Below are 15,330 nucleotides of genomic sequence, written 5' to 3' on the forward strand. Positions count from 1 at the left end.
CGCAGGCCTCACGCTGTCACGTCGCCAGTCGGGCCGGCGCACGTTCGTTCAGTTCGATTTTGATTTCAGCATCGCGGTTGTCAATGGCACCAGCAGAATGCCCTTGCGGTCGAGCCCCTTGATCCAGGTGCCGATGCGGTCGATCGAGACCGGCAGCGCCGACGCAGTCCCGACGGCGACGCCACGCTCCTTGGCCAGGCTTTCGAGCTTGGCGAGCGCATTGTCGATCTCGACCGGGGTCGGCACCGCGTCGATGGCGACGTCGCCCTTCGCGAACGGCATCGCGCGTCCCGTGGCCAGCGAGGCCGCCACGCTGCGCGGGGCTGCGCCATCGTCGAACAAGGCCAGACCGCGCTTGGCGGCCTCGTTCACGATCGGCTGCATCGCCGCTTCCGTTGCGACGAAGCGCGCGCCCATGAAGTTGCCGATGCCGACGTAACCCTGCAGCCGGCTCATGTGCCAGAACAACCGGTCGATGTTCTGGTCCGGTGCGAGTGTAGCGAGCAGCGTCTGCGGACCCGGATCGTTGTCGGGATAGTCGTAGGGCTCCATCGGGACCTGGAGCAGGATCTCGTGGCGCTGCGCCCGGGCGCGCTCGGCGAGTTTGGTCGGATCGGAGCCATAGGGCGTGAAGGCCAGCGTGACCGCCGGCGGCAGCTTCATGATCGCGTCCACCGTCTTCGCGGCGCCGACGCCGAGACCACCGATCACGATCGCGACGGCCGGCATGCGCGCCGCCTTGGCGCGGTCAGCCTCGGCCGCATAGGCGGTGAACGGTTTCAGCCCGTCGGCCATCACCGGGATCATGCCGTAGCGCGACTTCTCCAGCAGCCGCGGGTCCACGCCGGGCATCTGGCTCGCCGGAGCGGCCGATCCAGGCTCCGCCGTCTCGCCACCGGCACCGATCGCGACCTCCTGGCGGGTGCCGCTGGAGCCGTCGATGATGGTGACCGTCTTGCGCTCGCCGCCCTCCTGCTTGGCCGCGGGGGCCGCGCCGTGATCGACCTTTGCCTCAGACTTGCCATCCGGCTTGGCGGCCTTGTCGTCGGCAGGCCTTGCGCCTTCGTTGATCGCGACGCGGGCGACCGGCTCGCCACCGAGCGGATTGTCGTTGAACATCGCAAAGCCGGCGAAGACGACCAGGAACAGGCCGAGCAGCATCGCAAGGGCCTGCAGGGCCGTGAAGGGAAGCCGAATGCGGCGCTTGCGACGCGTTTCCGTCTGTCCGAGCGGGGCGCTCAGCTCGTCGGCCGTCTCTGTCATCGAAATTCCCGAATCAATCGGGTCGACGATACCACGGCGAGGATTCGGACGCAGGGCCAGTCTCCCAAAGCCCGTAGATCGGCGGAGCGGGAAAGCAAGAAGCCAAAGAGAAAAGGAAAGGGCGGCCCGGAGGCCGCCCTTCAAACCCGATGCGCGTCTGTCGGCTGCCGCCTAGTTCGCAGCCTCTCAGTTCGCAGCCTTGGCCGGCTTGTCGGCCGCGGCCTTCTCGGTCGGCGCCGGCGTGTTGGCGCTGTTCTTGATGCCGTGGAGGAGGTCGGCGGCCATTTTGAGCGCCTTGTCGTCCTTGGCGTCCGGCGGCACGTAGGATTGCGAGCCGGTCTTCTCGTCGCCGTCGTTCTTCAGATGGCCGCGCAGCGAAGCCTCGCCCTTGGTGTCGGTGCGCGACTTCAGCTCATCCGGCACGTCCTGCAGCACCTCGATGTCGGGCACGATGCCCTTGGCCTGGATCGACTTGCCCGACGGCGTGTAGTAGCGCGCGGTGGTCAGCCGCAGCGCGCCATTGCCGGCGCCGAGCGGGATGATGGTCTGCACCGAGCCCTTGCCGAACGAGCGGGTGCCGACCAGGGTCGCGCGCTTGTGGTCCTGCAGCGCGCCGGCCACGATCTCCGACGCCGAAGCCGAGCCGCCATTGATCAGCACGATGACCGGCTTGCCCTTGGTGAGGTCGCCGGCATGTGCCGCACGGCGCTGCGTCTCCTCGGCATTGCGGCCGCGGGTCGAGACGATCTCGCCGCGCTCCAGGAACGCGTCGGAGACGGTGACCGCCTCCTCGAGCAGGCCGCCCGGATTGTTGCGCAGGTCGATGATGTAGCCCTTCAGCTTGTCACCGATCTGGTTCTGCAGGTCGGCGATGCTCTTCTTCAGGCCCTCGGTGGTCTGCTCGTTGAAGGTGGTGATGCGGACATAGGCGATGTCGTCGCTCTCGGTGCGCGAGCGCACCGAGCGGACGCGGATGTTGTCGCGGGTCAGCGTCACGTCGAGCGGATTGTCGGCACCCTTGCGCACGACCTTCAGCTTGATCTTGGTGCCGACCGGGCCGCGCATCTTCTCGACCGCCTGGTTGAGGGTCAGGCCCTGCACGGCTTCGTCGTCGAGATTGGTGATGATGTCGTTGGCCTGGATGCCCGCCTTCGAGGCCGGCGTATCGTCGATCGGCGACACCACCTTGATCAGGCCGTCTTCCATCGTCACTTCGATGCCGAGGCCGCCGAACTCGCCGCGGGTCTGCACCTGCATGTCGCGGAAGCTCTTCGCATCCATGTAGCTCGAATGCGGATCAAGGCCCGAGAGCATGCCGCTGATCGCGGACTCGACCAGCTTCGAATCGTCGGGCTTCTCGACATAATCGCTGCGCACGCGCTCGAACACGTCGCCGAACAGATTGAGCTGGCGATAGGTATCGGCGGTCGCGGCGCGCGCCGTCGATCCCATCAACACCGCGCGCGGTTGCGAGACGAACAGGGTCAATGCCGCACCGGTGGCCGCGCTCAGGAGAATTACCGAAGTCTTACGCATCATCCGCGTACCTTTTCGCCTTCATTTGCGGCCCACCATGGGCCTGGATCGATTGGAGTGCCGTCCTTACGGAACTCGACATAGAGCACTGGTTGACTCGCGTTGGTAGCGAGAATGGAGGCGACCTGGGACGAGTTACCCATGGTCGCGACCGGTTCTCCCGTCTGAACAAACTGCCCGATGTTGACGGAAATGCGCTCCATCCCGGCGATCAGGACATGATACCCGCCACCGGCGTTGAGGATCAAGAGTTGTCCGTAGCTGCGGAAGGGACCCGCATACACAACCCAGCCATCACACGGGGTTGTGACCTGGGCGCCCGGCCGGGCTGCCAAAGAAATGCCTTTATCGGAGCCCCCGGCGCCGTCCGACGCGCCAAATTCGCGAATCTTGGTGCCGTTGACGGGAAACGTCAGCATGCCCTTGGTCGAGGCGAACGCGATCGCGGGCGCCTTGCGGCCCGGGTTGCGCAGCGCATTCGCGTCCGGCTTGCTGTTGACCGGCACGCCCTGCAGGCTTGCCGTCGACGCGGCCTTGGCGGCGCTCTTGAGATCGAGCTCCATCGTCGTGATCAGCCCTTGCAGCGAGTCGATCTGCTGGGCCAGCACAGCCGCGCGCGCGCTTTCGGCTTCCATGTCCTTCTCGGCCGAGCTCTGCTTGCGTTGGCGTTCCTCCACCAGGGCCGCGAGACGGGTCTGATCGGTACGCAGCCTGTCGCGGTCGCCGGCGAGCTTGTCGCGTTCGCTGGCGATCGTCTTGCGGATGGCGACGAGCTCGCCGAGATCGGTCGAGAGCTTTTCGGCGCGGCCACGCATCTCCGGGATCACAGCGCCCAGCAGCATGGCGGTCCGCAGCGACTGCAGCGCATCCTCGGGACGGACGAGCAGGGCCGGCGGCGTGCGGCGGCCGGCGCGCTGCAGCGCAGCCAGAACCTCGATGATCTCGGTGCGCCGCGCCTCCAGCGAGGTGCGCAGATCCTGCTCGCGGCCGTCGAGCCCGCGCAGTCGCGTTTCGGCCTCACCGACTCTCGTCTCGACGCTGCGCACCTGCGCGGCGACGTCGATCAGCTGCTGATTGAGCTTGCCGCGATCCTCGCCGAGCGCGGCGATGTCGGCCTTCAGGCGCTCCTGGGCCTCGGCGGCGGCCTTCTGGGCCGCGCGGGCGGCCTCGAGCTCCTGCTCGCGCTGCTTCAACTGCTCGGGTGTCGCCGGTGTCGGTGAGGCGGTACCGGCGAGGGAAGGCCGAAGTCCGGTCTGCGCCGTCGCCGGCAGACCGGGAACGACGATTAGCAGCGCGACCAGCGACGCGCGGCACGACCGGCCGCTGCGGACGGTTCTTGAGGAACGGGAGAGGGGCCGCGCAGCGAACATCGAGGTCCTTATTGTGCTCCCATCGTCCCCTATTCAAGCGCGGTGATAGGGGTGACCGGCCAGGATCGTAGCAGTACGGTAAATCTGCTCGAGCAGCAGGACGCGGACGATCTGGTGCGGCCAGGTCGCAGCGCCGAACGCAACCCCAAGCTTGGCTCTGCGCCGTAATTCGGGCGAAAGTCCGTCGGCGCCGCCGATTGCGAAGACGGCTGCCGGAATGCCTTCGTCCCGCCAGCGTCCAAGATAACCCGCAAAGGTTGTACTGTCGACGTTCTGGCCACGCTCGTCGAGACACACGAGTACGGACTTGTCCGGGATTGCCGCCGACATCGCGGCGGCCTCCTCGGCGATGCGCGTTGCCGCGTCGCGGGCGCGGCTTTCCGGAATCTCATGAATGTCGAGGCCGCGAAAGCCGAGCTTGCGGCCGATGTCATCAAAACGCCCGCGGTAGCGCTCCGCGAGCTCCCGCTCGGGACCCTGCTTCAACCGGCCGATGGCGACCACGATCAGGCGCATGCGCACGGACTAGCACGTGCGCCGCACGATTCGCATCCGGCGCGGCGTGGGGCCGCCTAGACCGTCTTCGCCGGGTTCGGCCCTTGAGTCCACAATCGCTCGAGATTGTAGAACTCGCGAACCTCGGGTCTGAACACGTGCACGATCACGTCGCCGGAATCGATCAGCACCCAATCGCAATTGGGCAGGCCCTCGATGTGGAGTTTCTTGGTGCCGGCTTCCTTCAGGCCCTTGGCGACGTTTTCCGCGATCGACCCGACGTGCCGGTTCGAGCGGCCCGTGGTGATGACCATGTAATCGGAATACGCCGATTTGCCGTGAAGATTGATCGTGACCGTCTCCTCCGCCTTCATGTCTTCGAGGCGGGAGAGGATGGTGCGCAGGGTCTTGTCGGCGTCGGGTTGCGCCTGCAAGGCCGCATCTCGGGTCGACGTCTTACGCGCTGACTTGGCAGTGGCCGACTTGGTCGTCGTTGCCTTCGTCTTGGGTAAGGCCGACTGGGACAATACAGATGTGGTCAGGGACCATTCCTTTCACTGTATCGCAGGCCGAATCCAACCCGGCCTGCTGACCATACTAGGCATGTGGGGTTAACGGTTTCAACAATCCAGTGCCCCGACTGCCCGGCCCGACATTCTCGACCGGCCGCCCCGCTTCGGACCGTAACGGGACGGCAAGTTCCATGCACATCCGATGCCGCGCGACAGCGAGCGCGGCCGTTCAGAACGACTTCCAACTGCCGTCCGGGTTCCTCAGGCCCGTCGACGACAGGCTGAGCTTGAGGCCGGTGAGGTAGACCCAGGCTGGCGCGGCGCTGTCGGCGAGACGGCTGGCCTGCGCTTCGGGAATGCGATACCGCGCCAGGGCGCGTGCGGCGGGCGCGTTCAGGGCGCGGAAGCTGCGGGGCGGACGATCGACCACGGCCATCGGAACCTGGGCCGCGATGTGCTGCCACTTTTGCCAGCGATGGAACTGCGCGAGATTGTCGGCGCCCATGATCCACACGAAGCGCAAGCGGGAGGCGCGCCGGCGCAGATAATCGATCGTGTCGGCAGTGTAGCGGGTGCCAATGACGGATTCGAGACAGCTGATCTCGATGCGCGGATCGGCGGCGACTTTGCGCGCCGCCTCGGCGCGCTCGGCCAGCGCATGCAGCCCGCCATTGTTCTTGAGCGGATTGCCCGGCGTCACCAGCCACCAGACACGGTCGAGCTGCAGCCGCTTCAGCGCGAACAGGCTGATCGCGCGATGCGCCTGGTGCGGCGGGTTGAACGAGCCGCCGAGCAGGCCGATGCGCATGCCGTCGCTGTAGGGCGGCAGCGCCTGGCGGATCGCAGGCCGCATGGCTGTGGCGTCGGTCACGGCGGCCCCCGCCTGCTGCTCGTGTAACTCAACCACAGGATGCGGCGGTCATGGCCGCGTCTGACCACTGCCGTGAATGCGGTATTTGAAGCTCGTCAGCTGCTCGACCCCGACCGGCCCGCGCGCATGGAACTTGCCCGTGGCGATGCCGATCTCGGCGCCAAAACCGAACTCGCCGCCGTCGGCGAACTGGGTCGAGGCATTGTGCAAGACGATGGCCGAGTCGACCTCGTTGAGGAACTTGTCGGCCGCGGCGTTGTCGTCGGTGACGATCGCGTCGGTGTGGTGCGAGCCGTGCGCGTGGATGTGGGCGATCGCGCCCTCCACGCCGTCGACGACCTTGGCGGCGATGATCGCGTCGAGATATTCGGTGTCCCAATCCTCGTTGCTGGCCGGCTTCACCCGCGCATCGGCCGCCCGCACCGCATCGTCGCCCCGCACCTCGCAGCCGGCGCCAATCAGCATGTCGACCAGCGGCTTGATCTTGTCGGCGCTCGCGCGATCGACCAGCAGCGTCTCTGCGGCGCCGCAGACGCCGGTGCGTCGCATCTTCGCGTTCAGCACGATCGACTTGGCCATCTCGAGATCGGCGGCGCCGTCGACATAGACGTGGTTGACGCCTTCGAGATGCGCGAACACCGGCACGCGCGCCTCGGCCTCGACGCGGGCGACGAGGCTCTTGCCGCCGCGCGGCACGATGACGTCAACGCCGCCGTTCAGGCCGGACAGCAGCAGGCCGACTGCGGCGCGATCGCGCGTCGGCACCAGCGTGATCGCAGCCTCCGGCAGGCCCGCCTCGCGCAGGCCTTCGACCATACATTCATGGATGGCGCGGCAGGAGCGGAATGAGTCCGAGCCGCCGCGCAGGATCACCGCATTGCCGGACTTCAGGCACAGCACGCCGGCATCGGCCGCCACATTGGGACGACTTTCGAAGATCACGGCAATGACGCCGAGCGGCACCCGTACGCGCTCGATGGTCATCCCATTCGGCCGCTGCCAGCTCTCGGTCACGACGCCAACCGGATCGGCGACGCCGCGTACCACGGCGATGCCGTCGGCCATCGCGGCGACGCGGGCCGGGGTCAGGGTGAGGCGATCGAGGAAGGACGAGGTCATGCCGGCCGCCTTGGCCTCGGCAACGTCCTCGGCATTGGCGGCGATGATCGCTTCAGTGCGGGCGCGGATCCGCCGCTCCATCGCCTCCAGCGCGCGGTTCTTCTGCTCGGCCGGCGCCAGCGACAGCACGCGGGCGGCCGCACGGGCGCGCTTGGCGAGGTCGTTCATCAGGGCGGGCAGATCGGCGCTGCCGTCGATGGCTTTCAAAGGCGCGGTCATGGGCTTTTCAACCTTGAATTAAGGCTCTCCAGTAGCACGGAACGAGGCCGTTTGCGAACGCCGGTGCCTTGGCCTCAGGCTGGGCCGGCGCCCGCCGGGCCGATCACCAGGTCGTCGCGATGAATCATCTCGGCGCGGCCGGAGACGCCGAGGATGATGGCCACGTCCGGCGACGAGCGACCCTTGATCCGCTCGGCATCATCGGCGTCGTAGGCGACGAGGCCGCGGCCGATCTCATGGGTGTCGGGGCCGCGCACCACGACGGCATCGCCGCGGGCGAACTGGCCGTCGACACGGATGACGCCGGCCGGCAGCAGGCTCTTTCCGGCGCGCAGTGCGGTCACTGCGCCGGCATCGATCGTCAGCGTGCCCTTCGGCTCCAGCGAGCCCGCGATCCAGCGTTTTCGCGCGGTGACCGGGTTCGCTGGCGTCAGGAACCAGGTGCAGCGGCCGCCATCGGCGATCGCCCGCAGCGGGTGCTCGATCTTGCCGGACGCAATCAGCATGTGGGTGCCGCCGGTGGTGGCGATCTTGGCGGCCTCGATCTTGGTGCGCATGCCGCCGCGTGAGAACTCCGAGGCGGCGCTGCCGGCCATCGCCTCGATGTCGGCAGTGATGCTCTCGACCACGGGGATCAGCCGTGCGTTCGGATCCTGCGCGGGCGGCGCGGTGTAGAGGCCGTCGATATCCGACAGCAGCACCAGCAGATCGGCGCTCGCCATGGTGGCCACGCGAGCGGCGAGGCGGTCATTGTCGCCATAGCGGATCTCGGCGGTCGCGACCGTGTCGTTCTCATTGATGACCGGCACTGCGCGCCATTCCAGGAGCTTGGCGATGGTCGAACGGGCGTTGAGATAGCGCCGGCGCTCCTCGGTGTCCTGCAGCGTCACCAGGATCTGGCCGGCACTGACGCCATGAGCACCGAGCACCTCCGACCAGGTCCGCGCCAGCGCGATCTGGCCGACCGCGGCGGCCGCCTGGCTCTCCTCCAGCTTCAGCGGTCCGCGCGGCAGTTTCAACCGGCTGCGGCCGAGCGCGATCGAGCCTGAGGACACGACCAGCAGCTCGCAGCCGCGGCTGTGCAGCCTGGCGATGTCGGCGGCCAGCGCTGTGAGCCAGGAGGCGCGCACCTCGCCGGCCTCGGAATCGACCAGCAGCGACGAGCCGACCTTGACGACGATGCGGCGGAAATTTTCGAGACGGGGTGCCATGGCGTGAACAGGGTCGGTTCGAGCCCTCGCATCGTGATGAGAGGTGCGTGGCTGACACGCGGTCCCACGGGACGGGGCTCAAGTGTTGATGGATGGCGGCGAGTGTCGCAAGCGAGGGCCTGCGAGGCAAGGTTGGCTTCAGTTCAGCCCTGCGGTGACGTTGGGGCCGCCCATGGCTCCTCGGTCGCCGCGCTCTCGGTCGTGCTCTTGGCCTTGAGGGACACCGGCTGTTCGCCGACCACGTCGGCGAGCTTGCGCAGCGCTTCCTTGACGCCCTCGCCGGTGGCGCCGGAGATCAACAGCGGCGTCTTCTTGGCGGCGCGCTTCAGCCGGTCCCTCTGCTTCTTCAGCTCGTCCGGGTCGACCGCATCGATCTTGTTCAGCGCGACGATCTCCACCTTGTCGGTCAGCTCGCCGCCATAGGCTTCCAGCTCGTGCCGCACCGTCTTGTAGGCCTTGCCGGCATGCTCGCAGGTGGCGTCGACCAGGTGCAGCAGCACACGGCAGCGCTCGACATGGCCGAGGAAACGGTCGCCGAGGCCGGCGCCCTCATGCGCGCCCTCGATCAGGCCAGGAATGTCGGCCAGCACGAACTCGCGGCCGTCGGCGTTCACGACGCCGAGCTGTGGATGGAGCGTGGTGAACGGATAGTCGGCGATCTTCGGCTTGGCGGCCGAGACCTTGGACAGGAAGGTCGACTTGCCGGCATTGGGCAGGCCGACCAGGCCGGCATCGGCGATCAGCTTCATGCGCAGCCAGATCCAGCGCTCCTCGCCGGGCTGGCCGGGATTGGCGTTGCGCGGCGCCCGGTTGGTCGGCGACTTGAAATGCGCGTTGCCAAAGCCGCCATTGCCGCCCTGGGCCAGCACGAAGCGCTCGCCGACCGCGGTAAAGTCGTGGATCAGCGTCTCCCGGTCCTCGTCGAAGATCTGGGTGCCGACTGGAACCTTGAGCACCACCGACTTGCCGCCGGCGCCATGACAGTCCTTGCCGGACCCGTTTCCGCCCCTCTGGGCCTTGAAATGCTGCTGGTAGCGGTAGTCGATCAGGGTGTTGAGGCCGTCGACGGCCTCGATGACGACGTCGCCGCCGCGGCCGCCATTGCCGCCGTTCGGGCCGCCGAACTCGATGAACTTCTCGCGCCGGAACGCAACGCAACCGTTGCCGCCGTCGCCGGAGCGCACATAGACCTTGGCTTCATCGAGGAATTTCATAGGGCTCTAGGTAGGCGAGGCGGGCCTCCGGGGCAACTCAAACCGCCGCGGATCGCGCGGAAAAGCGCAAGATTCCCGCCCCGGTCAGGGCCGAAGGCCGCTCGCGCAGCACCGCGACGACCTGCCGCTACGGCGGCTCGAGATCGCCGCCGCCCCTCTTTGCGATCTCCGCGATGTCGTTCGGGGACGGGACGGCGGTGGGCTGAGGCAAAGCCAAGCCGCCGCGCAATCTCGCAAATTGGCGCGCGAGTTGCGGAGCCGCGGTGCTCGTCCCGATCAGGCGCAGGACGGCGCCGCTCCGGTTACCCCCGGCACGGATTCCGGTGAGGGCGTTGTCTTCGTCACAGGGCAGCACGTAATCCGGACCGATGCGGTGGCCGCCGCGGGGCCGGCCCGCCGATGAATAAGGCGTCTTGCGGCCATCCGCCACCACGTACCCGCCTGCAACATGGACCCGGTGCTTCTTGCCGGTTGCGATCCCGTTCAGCGTCCCAAACCGATCCAACAGCGATCCGGTCCGATCGAACTCCCCGTCGATGCGCGTGCAACTGGCCCCAGCCGACCGGGTTTGCTCCCAGTTGGAATCGACAAAATGCGAGCGCTTGGCCCCCGTGCGCGCGCCCATGTTCGGATCGGTGCGCGCCACATAGGCGTGCATTTCGGCGTTTTCGGGAATGCCGTCGACCTTGATGGTCCAGTCGCCGTGCTCGTTGCTGGCCTGATCTTCTGGCCTCACCACGGTCGGGCCGACTTCGAGCAGCCACATCCTGTCTTTGCCCCAGACGATCGGGCCGATCAGCTGAGGGGTGGTGCCGCCCGGCTTCGGAAGCGTTGTTCCGATGACAGCACAGCCTGATGTCAGCTGAACTTTGCCGCTCGGCGACGTCAAGGTGACGGTGACTCCCTGGGCCTCATCGTCCTCCATCCAGATCTCTGCAAAGACCAGCACGGTATTGTCCGGCGGCAAACGCCAGATCCATTCGACGTGCTCGGGCTGCTCGCTGTCGCTGGTGAAGACGACGTGACCGTCGCTGAGATAGGCGTTGCCGGCGGAGAGCACGATGTCGAGCTTCGGCTTGTTGTTCTTGCCGTTGTATTCAGCAACCAGAGCCGACAAGGCGCTCTCGAGTTCTGCCGTGCCGTCATGCGGTCCGGTGGTCGGACCGTAGCTGAGGCTGATGATCACGTTCCTGGTCTTGACCGGGTCTGCAAACGACAGAATGTACTGGATGCCCTGGACGACATAGGTCTTCAGCCACACGCCAGTCGCATCCCGGATACATTCATCGGAGAATTGCACGAACACGACGTCAGCGTCGCACGCAGGATCAGTCGAGGGGCGACCAGGTGTCCAACTCGGCGGATCGCGGCGGTCCTTGCCTGGTTTCGACGGGCCGATACGAGAGGAAATCGGAACAGGCCCCGCCAGGACGTCCATGACATGGCCCCCATGCGAGTCCCGGCGTGCGAGGGTCGTGAACCCGGCGGCTGCGTAACAGCCATCCTCGTCGACGCCATCGGTAGCTGTCGCGTGCAGCGAGATCCAATCGTCGAGTCCGATCTGCTGCGGCTCTATGCCGGCGGCGAAATCGCGTCGGTACTCGAGACCGTAGGCAAAGTCGGTGAGCTCCATTCCGAACTTGCGCGTTCCGATCGCGACCGGCTGCTTATTCTGGTTCTGATCCCAGATGGCTCGGACCCGCGTGCTCAGTGGGCCGCTGGTTCTTAGGAAGCGCGCCGCAGAAAACGGGCAGCCATCGTCCAGCATGCCGATCAGAAGCGGTCCTGGCGCCTCCTTACCTTCCTTGAAGCGGTGGCGGATGGGCGCACTCTTTTGGAATGACTTGGGAGATGACGGTTTGACCGGCAAGGATAACGCGACCCGGTTGACATAATTGCCCCAGACGGACTCGTGCAATGCGCTATCCAGCACCGCACTCGCGCGGCAGCGCATCGTCAGGTACCGCGAGTCTGCCGCATAAGGCGCGAGTTCGATGCCGTACTTTGTCGTGGCGAACTCGGGCTGGGTTGGTTCCAGCTGGCCCGCCACTTTCGCGAAATCTGCGGCCGTTCCAGCCTCTTTCAGCTCGATCAGGAGCAGGAGCCTGTATTTGTCATCGTCGAAACGATCCCATTTTTCCTGGAGGTTTTCCTCGAAGTTCTTGAATTCCGTCGAGATCGCGTATCGGAGATAGGGATCGAAGCATCTCGGATAGTTCTTGGGCGCCCCGGGCTCGGCCATGGCTCGCTCTCCGCATGAATTATGGGTAGCTCGGAACGCCAAATCTGCCCTTCCACTCCGCTTGAGCCTCACACCAGACGTGATGCATCAGAGGGGACTGGGTGACGTTCACGCCGGCAGATTGCGAGAAGTAGAACGGACCCTGGTCGAGATCCTGGGCCGGGACGATCGTGGTGTTGAACGGATTGAAATCCGTCGTCGGGTATTGGTCGATTCCTGCCGCAAGGAAGGTCCGCTTCATGAAGGGCTGGCTCGTCTCGTTCCCATTGCAACGCCCGACAAAGTACTCGCCCAGGGCGACGCCCAGCATGCGTCCCGCCATGCTGTCAGCCGGAAAGTGGACGCCGGCGATGACGCGGTTGGTCGTGATCCGGGCACACACGCGATCGAGCTGATCGATGACCCATTTGTGCCGCGTCGGATCAAGCTTCAGCAACTGCTTCAACACGTAGGTGACCGCATAGGTCTGCGTCGCGTGCCCCATCGGGAAGCTTCCATGCCCCGGGGTCGTGATCATCGGCTGGACCTCGGCGTTGTATTCGACCGGACGGTAGCAGCCCAGCGCGTGCTTGACGCGCATCTCCACGTAGACGCAAAATTGCAGCACCATGTTGATGAGTTCGAATGTGCGCCGCGTCCGCTCGGCATGGAGGTAGACGATCGATGCCCAGAAAGCGAACTGCGGATCGATCTGCGCCAGGATTTCCGTGGCGCGCTCGTTGCGCAGTTCGGCCCAACTGAGGACCAGGGGGATCTGCTGTTCGAAAGTGGTTTGTGCCGGCCGCTGAATTTCGGCGATCAGCGATCTCTGTCCGGATACGGACGACCATATCTGGAAGGCGTCAGAGCTTGACGGTTGAGAGTTTGCCGTGATGCCCTGGAAGGTGATGCCTTGCAGCATCTCTCCGATAGCAACATAGGCGCGAACCCACGCTTCCCAGCGCTCCATTTGGGCGGGGTCATCGATGACCGGGAGCGCCGGCTCATAAAGCACGAGCGGTTTTTCGGTGACGATGCTGCCCTCGCGCACATGGATCAATGCATCGACCATCACCGGATTGGCATAGACATCGCCAAGCGTGCCGAGTACGGCACCGCCAGCGCCGCCGACGCCACCCGCGCCGCCTGCTCCGCCGGCGCCTCCAGCACCACCCGCGCCGCCTGCTCCGCCCGCTCCGCCGGCACCACCTGCGCCGCCCAGTTGGCCCATGTCCGCCTCCTATGATTGAGTCAGCTCACAATGGTAGGGTCGTCCTTTCAGTTGCAGTTCGCCGGGCGATACTCACTCAGCTGTCGACCAGTTCACACGCCCGGATCCTTTTCGTCCTCAATGCCGCTTGGAGTTGCCGTTACCGGATGGCAGGCCGGCTAACGCCAGACAGCGCGCCCATTCCCGACCGGTTTCGAGCTGAGCGTTCGGCATGCGGGCAAGATAGGTTTCGACCGTCAGCGTCGGGTCGACCTCCCGCACCTTCGCTAGTGTCGATCGGGCCTCCTCCATTCGGCCCTGCAGCACGAGCGCAATGGTCAAGGCTCGCCACGTCGAGGGGTGCATGCGGTTGAGTGCCAGCGATGAGCGCGCAAGTCTTTCAGCGGTGGCATAGTCATGAGCGGAAAGTGCAGCCGTCGCGCTGAGCGACTCGAAGTAATAGCGCATCGGATCAAGCGGCGAGAGCTCCATGGCGCGCTGGGTCTCGTGCACTGCAGCGGCACCGTCACCCTTGAATGCGTCGACCGTCCCAAGGAACAGCCAGCCGAGCGCGTGGCTGGGGTTTGCGAGGACGGCCGCCTCGCAACGCCTGCGCGCCATGTCGAGGTCCTTGAACAGATGACAGTAGACGAACCCCTCGGCTGCGAGCGCGAGCGCGTCGGACGGGTCGCGATCAAGCGCGGCATGGGTCGTCGCCAGGGCCTCGGCTGCGTCGCGGGTGCGGTCCTCGGACCAGCCTCGTGTCAGTCGCAGGATGTACCAGTGGCCGAGCCAGGCGCGCGGGGCCGCAATACGGCCGTGCCGGTTGATCAGCTCCTCGAGGATATTGCGTGTCTGGAGAAACTCTTCCCTGGTGGACCTGTGCATGAGCTTGATTGCGCCGAGCAGGAGCGAGTAGCTCTCGAGCGTCGGCAGCGGCTGGGTCAGGATATGGTCGACCTCGGCGTCGAACACGGCGAAGTGTACGGCTCGTGCGATGCGATCGGCCATCTCGCTTTCGGGCCGAAGCAAATCCTCGACGGATCCGCTGAGCCGATCCGTCCAGATCACCTGATCGTCGCGGGCGGCGGAGAGCTCAGCAGTCACCATGATCTGGCTGCCGTTGGCCACATAGGCTCCACTGAGGACGTAGGCCGCACCCAGATGCGCCGAGACCTGGCCAAGGTCGCTGGTCCGACCGCGGAACACGGCGGTCGAAAGCCGCGAGATCACCTTGAGATTCGCAGACTTCGACAGGCGCCAGATCACGCCGTCGGCGATCAGGTTGCCGACGTCCACGAGCCCAGGCGCCTCGGTTCGGGCTGCGAATGGAATCACGGCAATGCTCGGCTGCATCGCCGCTCCGTAGTCGCGCCTCCCGGCGATGGTCGGCTGCGGCCCCGGCGGACCGACGCGGTATGCTCGAACCGGCCTGTCAAAGTGCTTCAAAACGCAGTTGCCGAGATCTTCGCAGACCGCGTCGACGCCGTGCGTCAATTCGTCACGCGCGGCGGCGCTCCCGATCGTCTCGCCTGGGCTGGCGAGGCTAGCCAGAGCGGCAGCCAGCTCCTCCTGCGCCGATGCGCTTGCGATCGTCTCGCCGGGTCCGGCCAGAGTTGCCAGCCGTGCCGCAAGGTTGACGCCGGTCCCGTAGATGTCGACGCCATCGCTCCAAGCCATTGCGGCGTTGATGCCCGCACGCAAGTGAAGATGTCGATCCTCCGGGAGCCCGGCGTTCTGCGCAGCCGCCGCTCGATGCATCTCGGCAACGGCATTCACGGCATCCCTGACGGTCTCGAAACGAGCAAGCAAGCCGTCGCCAAGGCTTTTCACAAGAGTGCCCTGATGCCGGGGCAATATTTCCGACGCGATCAGGCGGATGAGTTCGGTCCAGCGCTGAACGGTAGCAGCCTCATGCGCGCTCATCAGGCGCACGGATTCGACCACATCGACCAACAGCACCACGGTCTGCTGCAGCACCAGACTTGCCGCAGCATTCCCCATCGCGGGCGGTTCCGCCCGGAGATCCAGCTCGTTCTTGCCCTCTGCATCACTGCTCATATCGGACTCGAAACGGGCGCACGCCCTG

General features: G+C 66.0%; 12 protein-coding genes. All 12 read right to left on the reverse strand.

Translation table 11 applies throughout. The features are described from left to right. Positions 1–48: 48 nt before the first annotated feature. Positions 49–1,263 carry a divergent polysaccharide deacetylase family protein gene (locus tag QX132_RS24290; RefSeq protein WP_315740725.1) on the reverse strand — a complete coding sequence of 405 codons (1,215 nt, stop codon included), beginning with the start codon at positions 1,261–1,263 and terminating at the stop codon, positions 49–51. Positions 1,264–1,449: 186 nt separating this feature from the next. After that, positions 1,450–2,802 (reverse strand): S41 family peptidase, encoded by a 1,353-nt coding sequence (locus QX132_RS24295; protein ID WP_315740726.1) that lies wholly within the window; start codon positions 2,800–2,802, stop codon positions 1,450–1,452. After that, positions 2,799–4,169, reverse strand: a complete 1,371-nt coding sequence (locus tag QX132_RS24300; RefSeq protein ID WP_315797878.1) for a murein hydrolase activator EnvC family protein — start codon at positions 4,167–4,169, stop codon at positions 2,799–2,801. The genes QX132_RS24295 and QX132_RS24300 overlap by 4 nt, the downstream gene beginning before the upstream one ends. A gap of 33 nt (positions 4,170–4,202) precedes the next feature. After that, positions 4,203–4,685 carry a 23S rRNA (pseudouridine(1915)-N(3))-methyltransferase RlmH gene (gene rlmH / locus QX132_RS24305; RefSeq protein ID WP_315740728.1) on the reverse strand — a complete coding sequence of 161 codons (483 nt, stop codon included), beginning with the start codon at positions 4,683–4,685 and terminating at the stop codon, positions 4,203–4,205. A gap of 56 nt (positions 4,686–4,741) precedes the next feature. Next, positions 4,742–5,098 carry a ribosome silencing factor gene (gene rsfS / locus QX132_RS24310; RefSeq protein WP_315740729.1) on the reverse strand — a complete coding sequence of 119 codons (357 nt, stop codon included), beginning with the start codon at positions 5,096–5,098 and terminating at the stop codon, positions 4,742–4,744. Positions 5,099–5,405: 307 nt separating this feature from the next. After that, positions 5,406–6,029, reverse strand: coding sequence for a nicotinate-nucleotide adenylyltransferase (locus QX132_RS24315; protein ID WP_315757270.1), 624 nt, complete (start codon positions 6,027–6,029; stop codon positions 5,406–5,408). Between the two features lie 66 nt (positions 6,030–6,095). Beyond that, complete coding sequence (locus QX132_RS24320) at positions 6,096–7,385, reverse strand: glutamate-5-semialdehyde dehydrogenase (RefSeq protein WP_315797877.1); 1,290 nt, start codon at positions 7,383–7,385, stop codon at positions 6,096–6,098. 74 nt (positions 7,386–7,459) lie between these two features. Further along, the gene (proB, locus tag QX132_RS24325; protein ID WP_315740731.1) at positions 7,460–8,596 is read right to left on the reverse strand and encodes a glutamate 5-kinase; all 1,137 of its coding nucleotides are present in this window, start codon (positions 8,594–8,596) and stop codon (positions 7,460–7,462) included. A gap of 143 nt (positions 8,597–8,739) precedes the next feature. Beyond that, a complete protein-coding gene (gene obgE, locus QX132_RS24330) occupies positions 8,740–9,810 on the reverse strand; it encodes a GTPase ObgE (RefSeq protein ID WP_315740732.1) in 1,071 nt (356 codons plus the stop codon). Between the two features lie 127 nt (positions 9,811–9,937). Beyond that, positions 9,938–12,052: a hypothetical protein gene (locus QX132_RS24335; protein WP_315797876.1), complete on the reverse strand. Its 2,115-nt coding sequence runs from the start codon at positions 12,050–12,052 to the stop codon at positions 9,938–9,940. Positions 12,053–12,071: 19 nt separating this feature from the next. Further along, on the reverse strand, positions 12,072–13,262 hold the full coding sequence (locus QX132_RS24340) for a phosphatase PAP2 family protein (protein WP_315781602.1): 1,191 nt from the start codon (positions 13,260–13,262) through the stop codon (positions 12,072–12,074). 117 nt (positions 13,263–13,379) lie between these two features. Further along, positions 13,380–15,302, reverse strand: a complete 1,923-nt coding sequence (locus QX132_RS24345) for an adenylate/guanylate cyclase domain-containing protein (protein WP_315757165.1) — start codon at positions 15,300–15,302, stop codon at positions 13,380–13,382. Positions 15,303–15,330 lie beyond the last annotated feature (28 nt).

The organism is Bradyrhizobium sp. SZCCHNRI20481, from assembly GCF_032485055.1.
Lineage (GTDB): Bacteria > Pseudomonadota > Alphaproteobacteria > Rhizobiales > Xanthobacteraceae > Bradyrhizobium.

Bases quoted from the DNA above. Each gene is read 5' to 3' on its own strand.
- QX132_RS24290 (WP_315740725.1), bottom strand. From the start codon at position 1,263: ATGACAGAGACGGCCGACGAGCTGAGCGCCCCGCTCGGACAGACGGAA.
- QX132_RS24295 (WP_315740726.1), bottom strand. From the start codon at position 2,802: ATGATGCGTAAGACTTCGGTAATTCTCCTGAGCGCGGCCACCGGTGCG.
- QX132_RS24300 (WP_315797878.1), bottom strand. From the start codon at position 4,169: ATGTTCGCTGCGCGGCCCCTCTCCCGTTCCTCAAGAACCGTCCGCAGC.
- rlmH (WP_315740728.1), bottom strand. From the start codon at position 4,685: ATGCGCCTGATCGTGGTCGCCATCGGCCGGTTGAAGCAGGGTCCCGAG.
- QX132_RS24315 (WP_315757270.1), bottom strand. From the start codon at position 6,029: ATGCGGCCTGCGATCCGCCAGGCGCTGCCGCCCTACAGCGACGGCATG.
- QX132_RS24320 (WP_315797877.1), bottom strand. From the start codon at position 7,385: ATGACCGCGCCTTTGAAAGCCATCGACGGCAGCGCCGATCTGCCCGCC.
- proB (WP_315740731.1), bottom strand. From the start codon at position 8,596: ATGGCACCCCGTCTCGAAAATTTCCGCCGCATCGTCGTCAAGGTCGGC.
- obgE (WP_315740732.1), bottom strand. From the start codon at position 9,810: ATGAAATTCCTCGATGAAGCCAAGGTCTATGTGCGCTCCGGCGACGGC.
- QX132_RS24335 (WP_315797876.1), bottom strand. From the start codon at position 12,052: ATGGCCGAGCCCGGGGCGCCCAAGAACTATCCGAGATGCTTCGATCCC.
- QX132_RS24340 (WP_315781602.1), bottom strand. From the start codon at position 13,262: ATGGGCCAACTGGGCGGCGCAGGTGGTGCCGGCGGAGCGGGCGGAGCA.
- QX132_RS24345 (WP_315757165.1), bottom strand. From the start codon at position 15,302: ATGAGCAGTGATGCAGAGGGCAAGAACGAGCTGGATCTCCGGGCGGAA.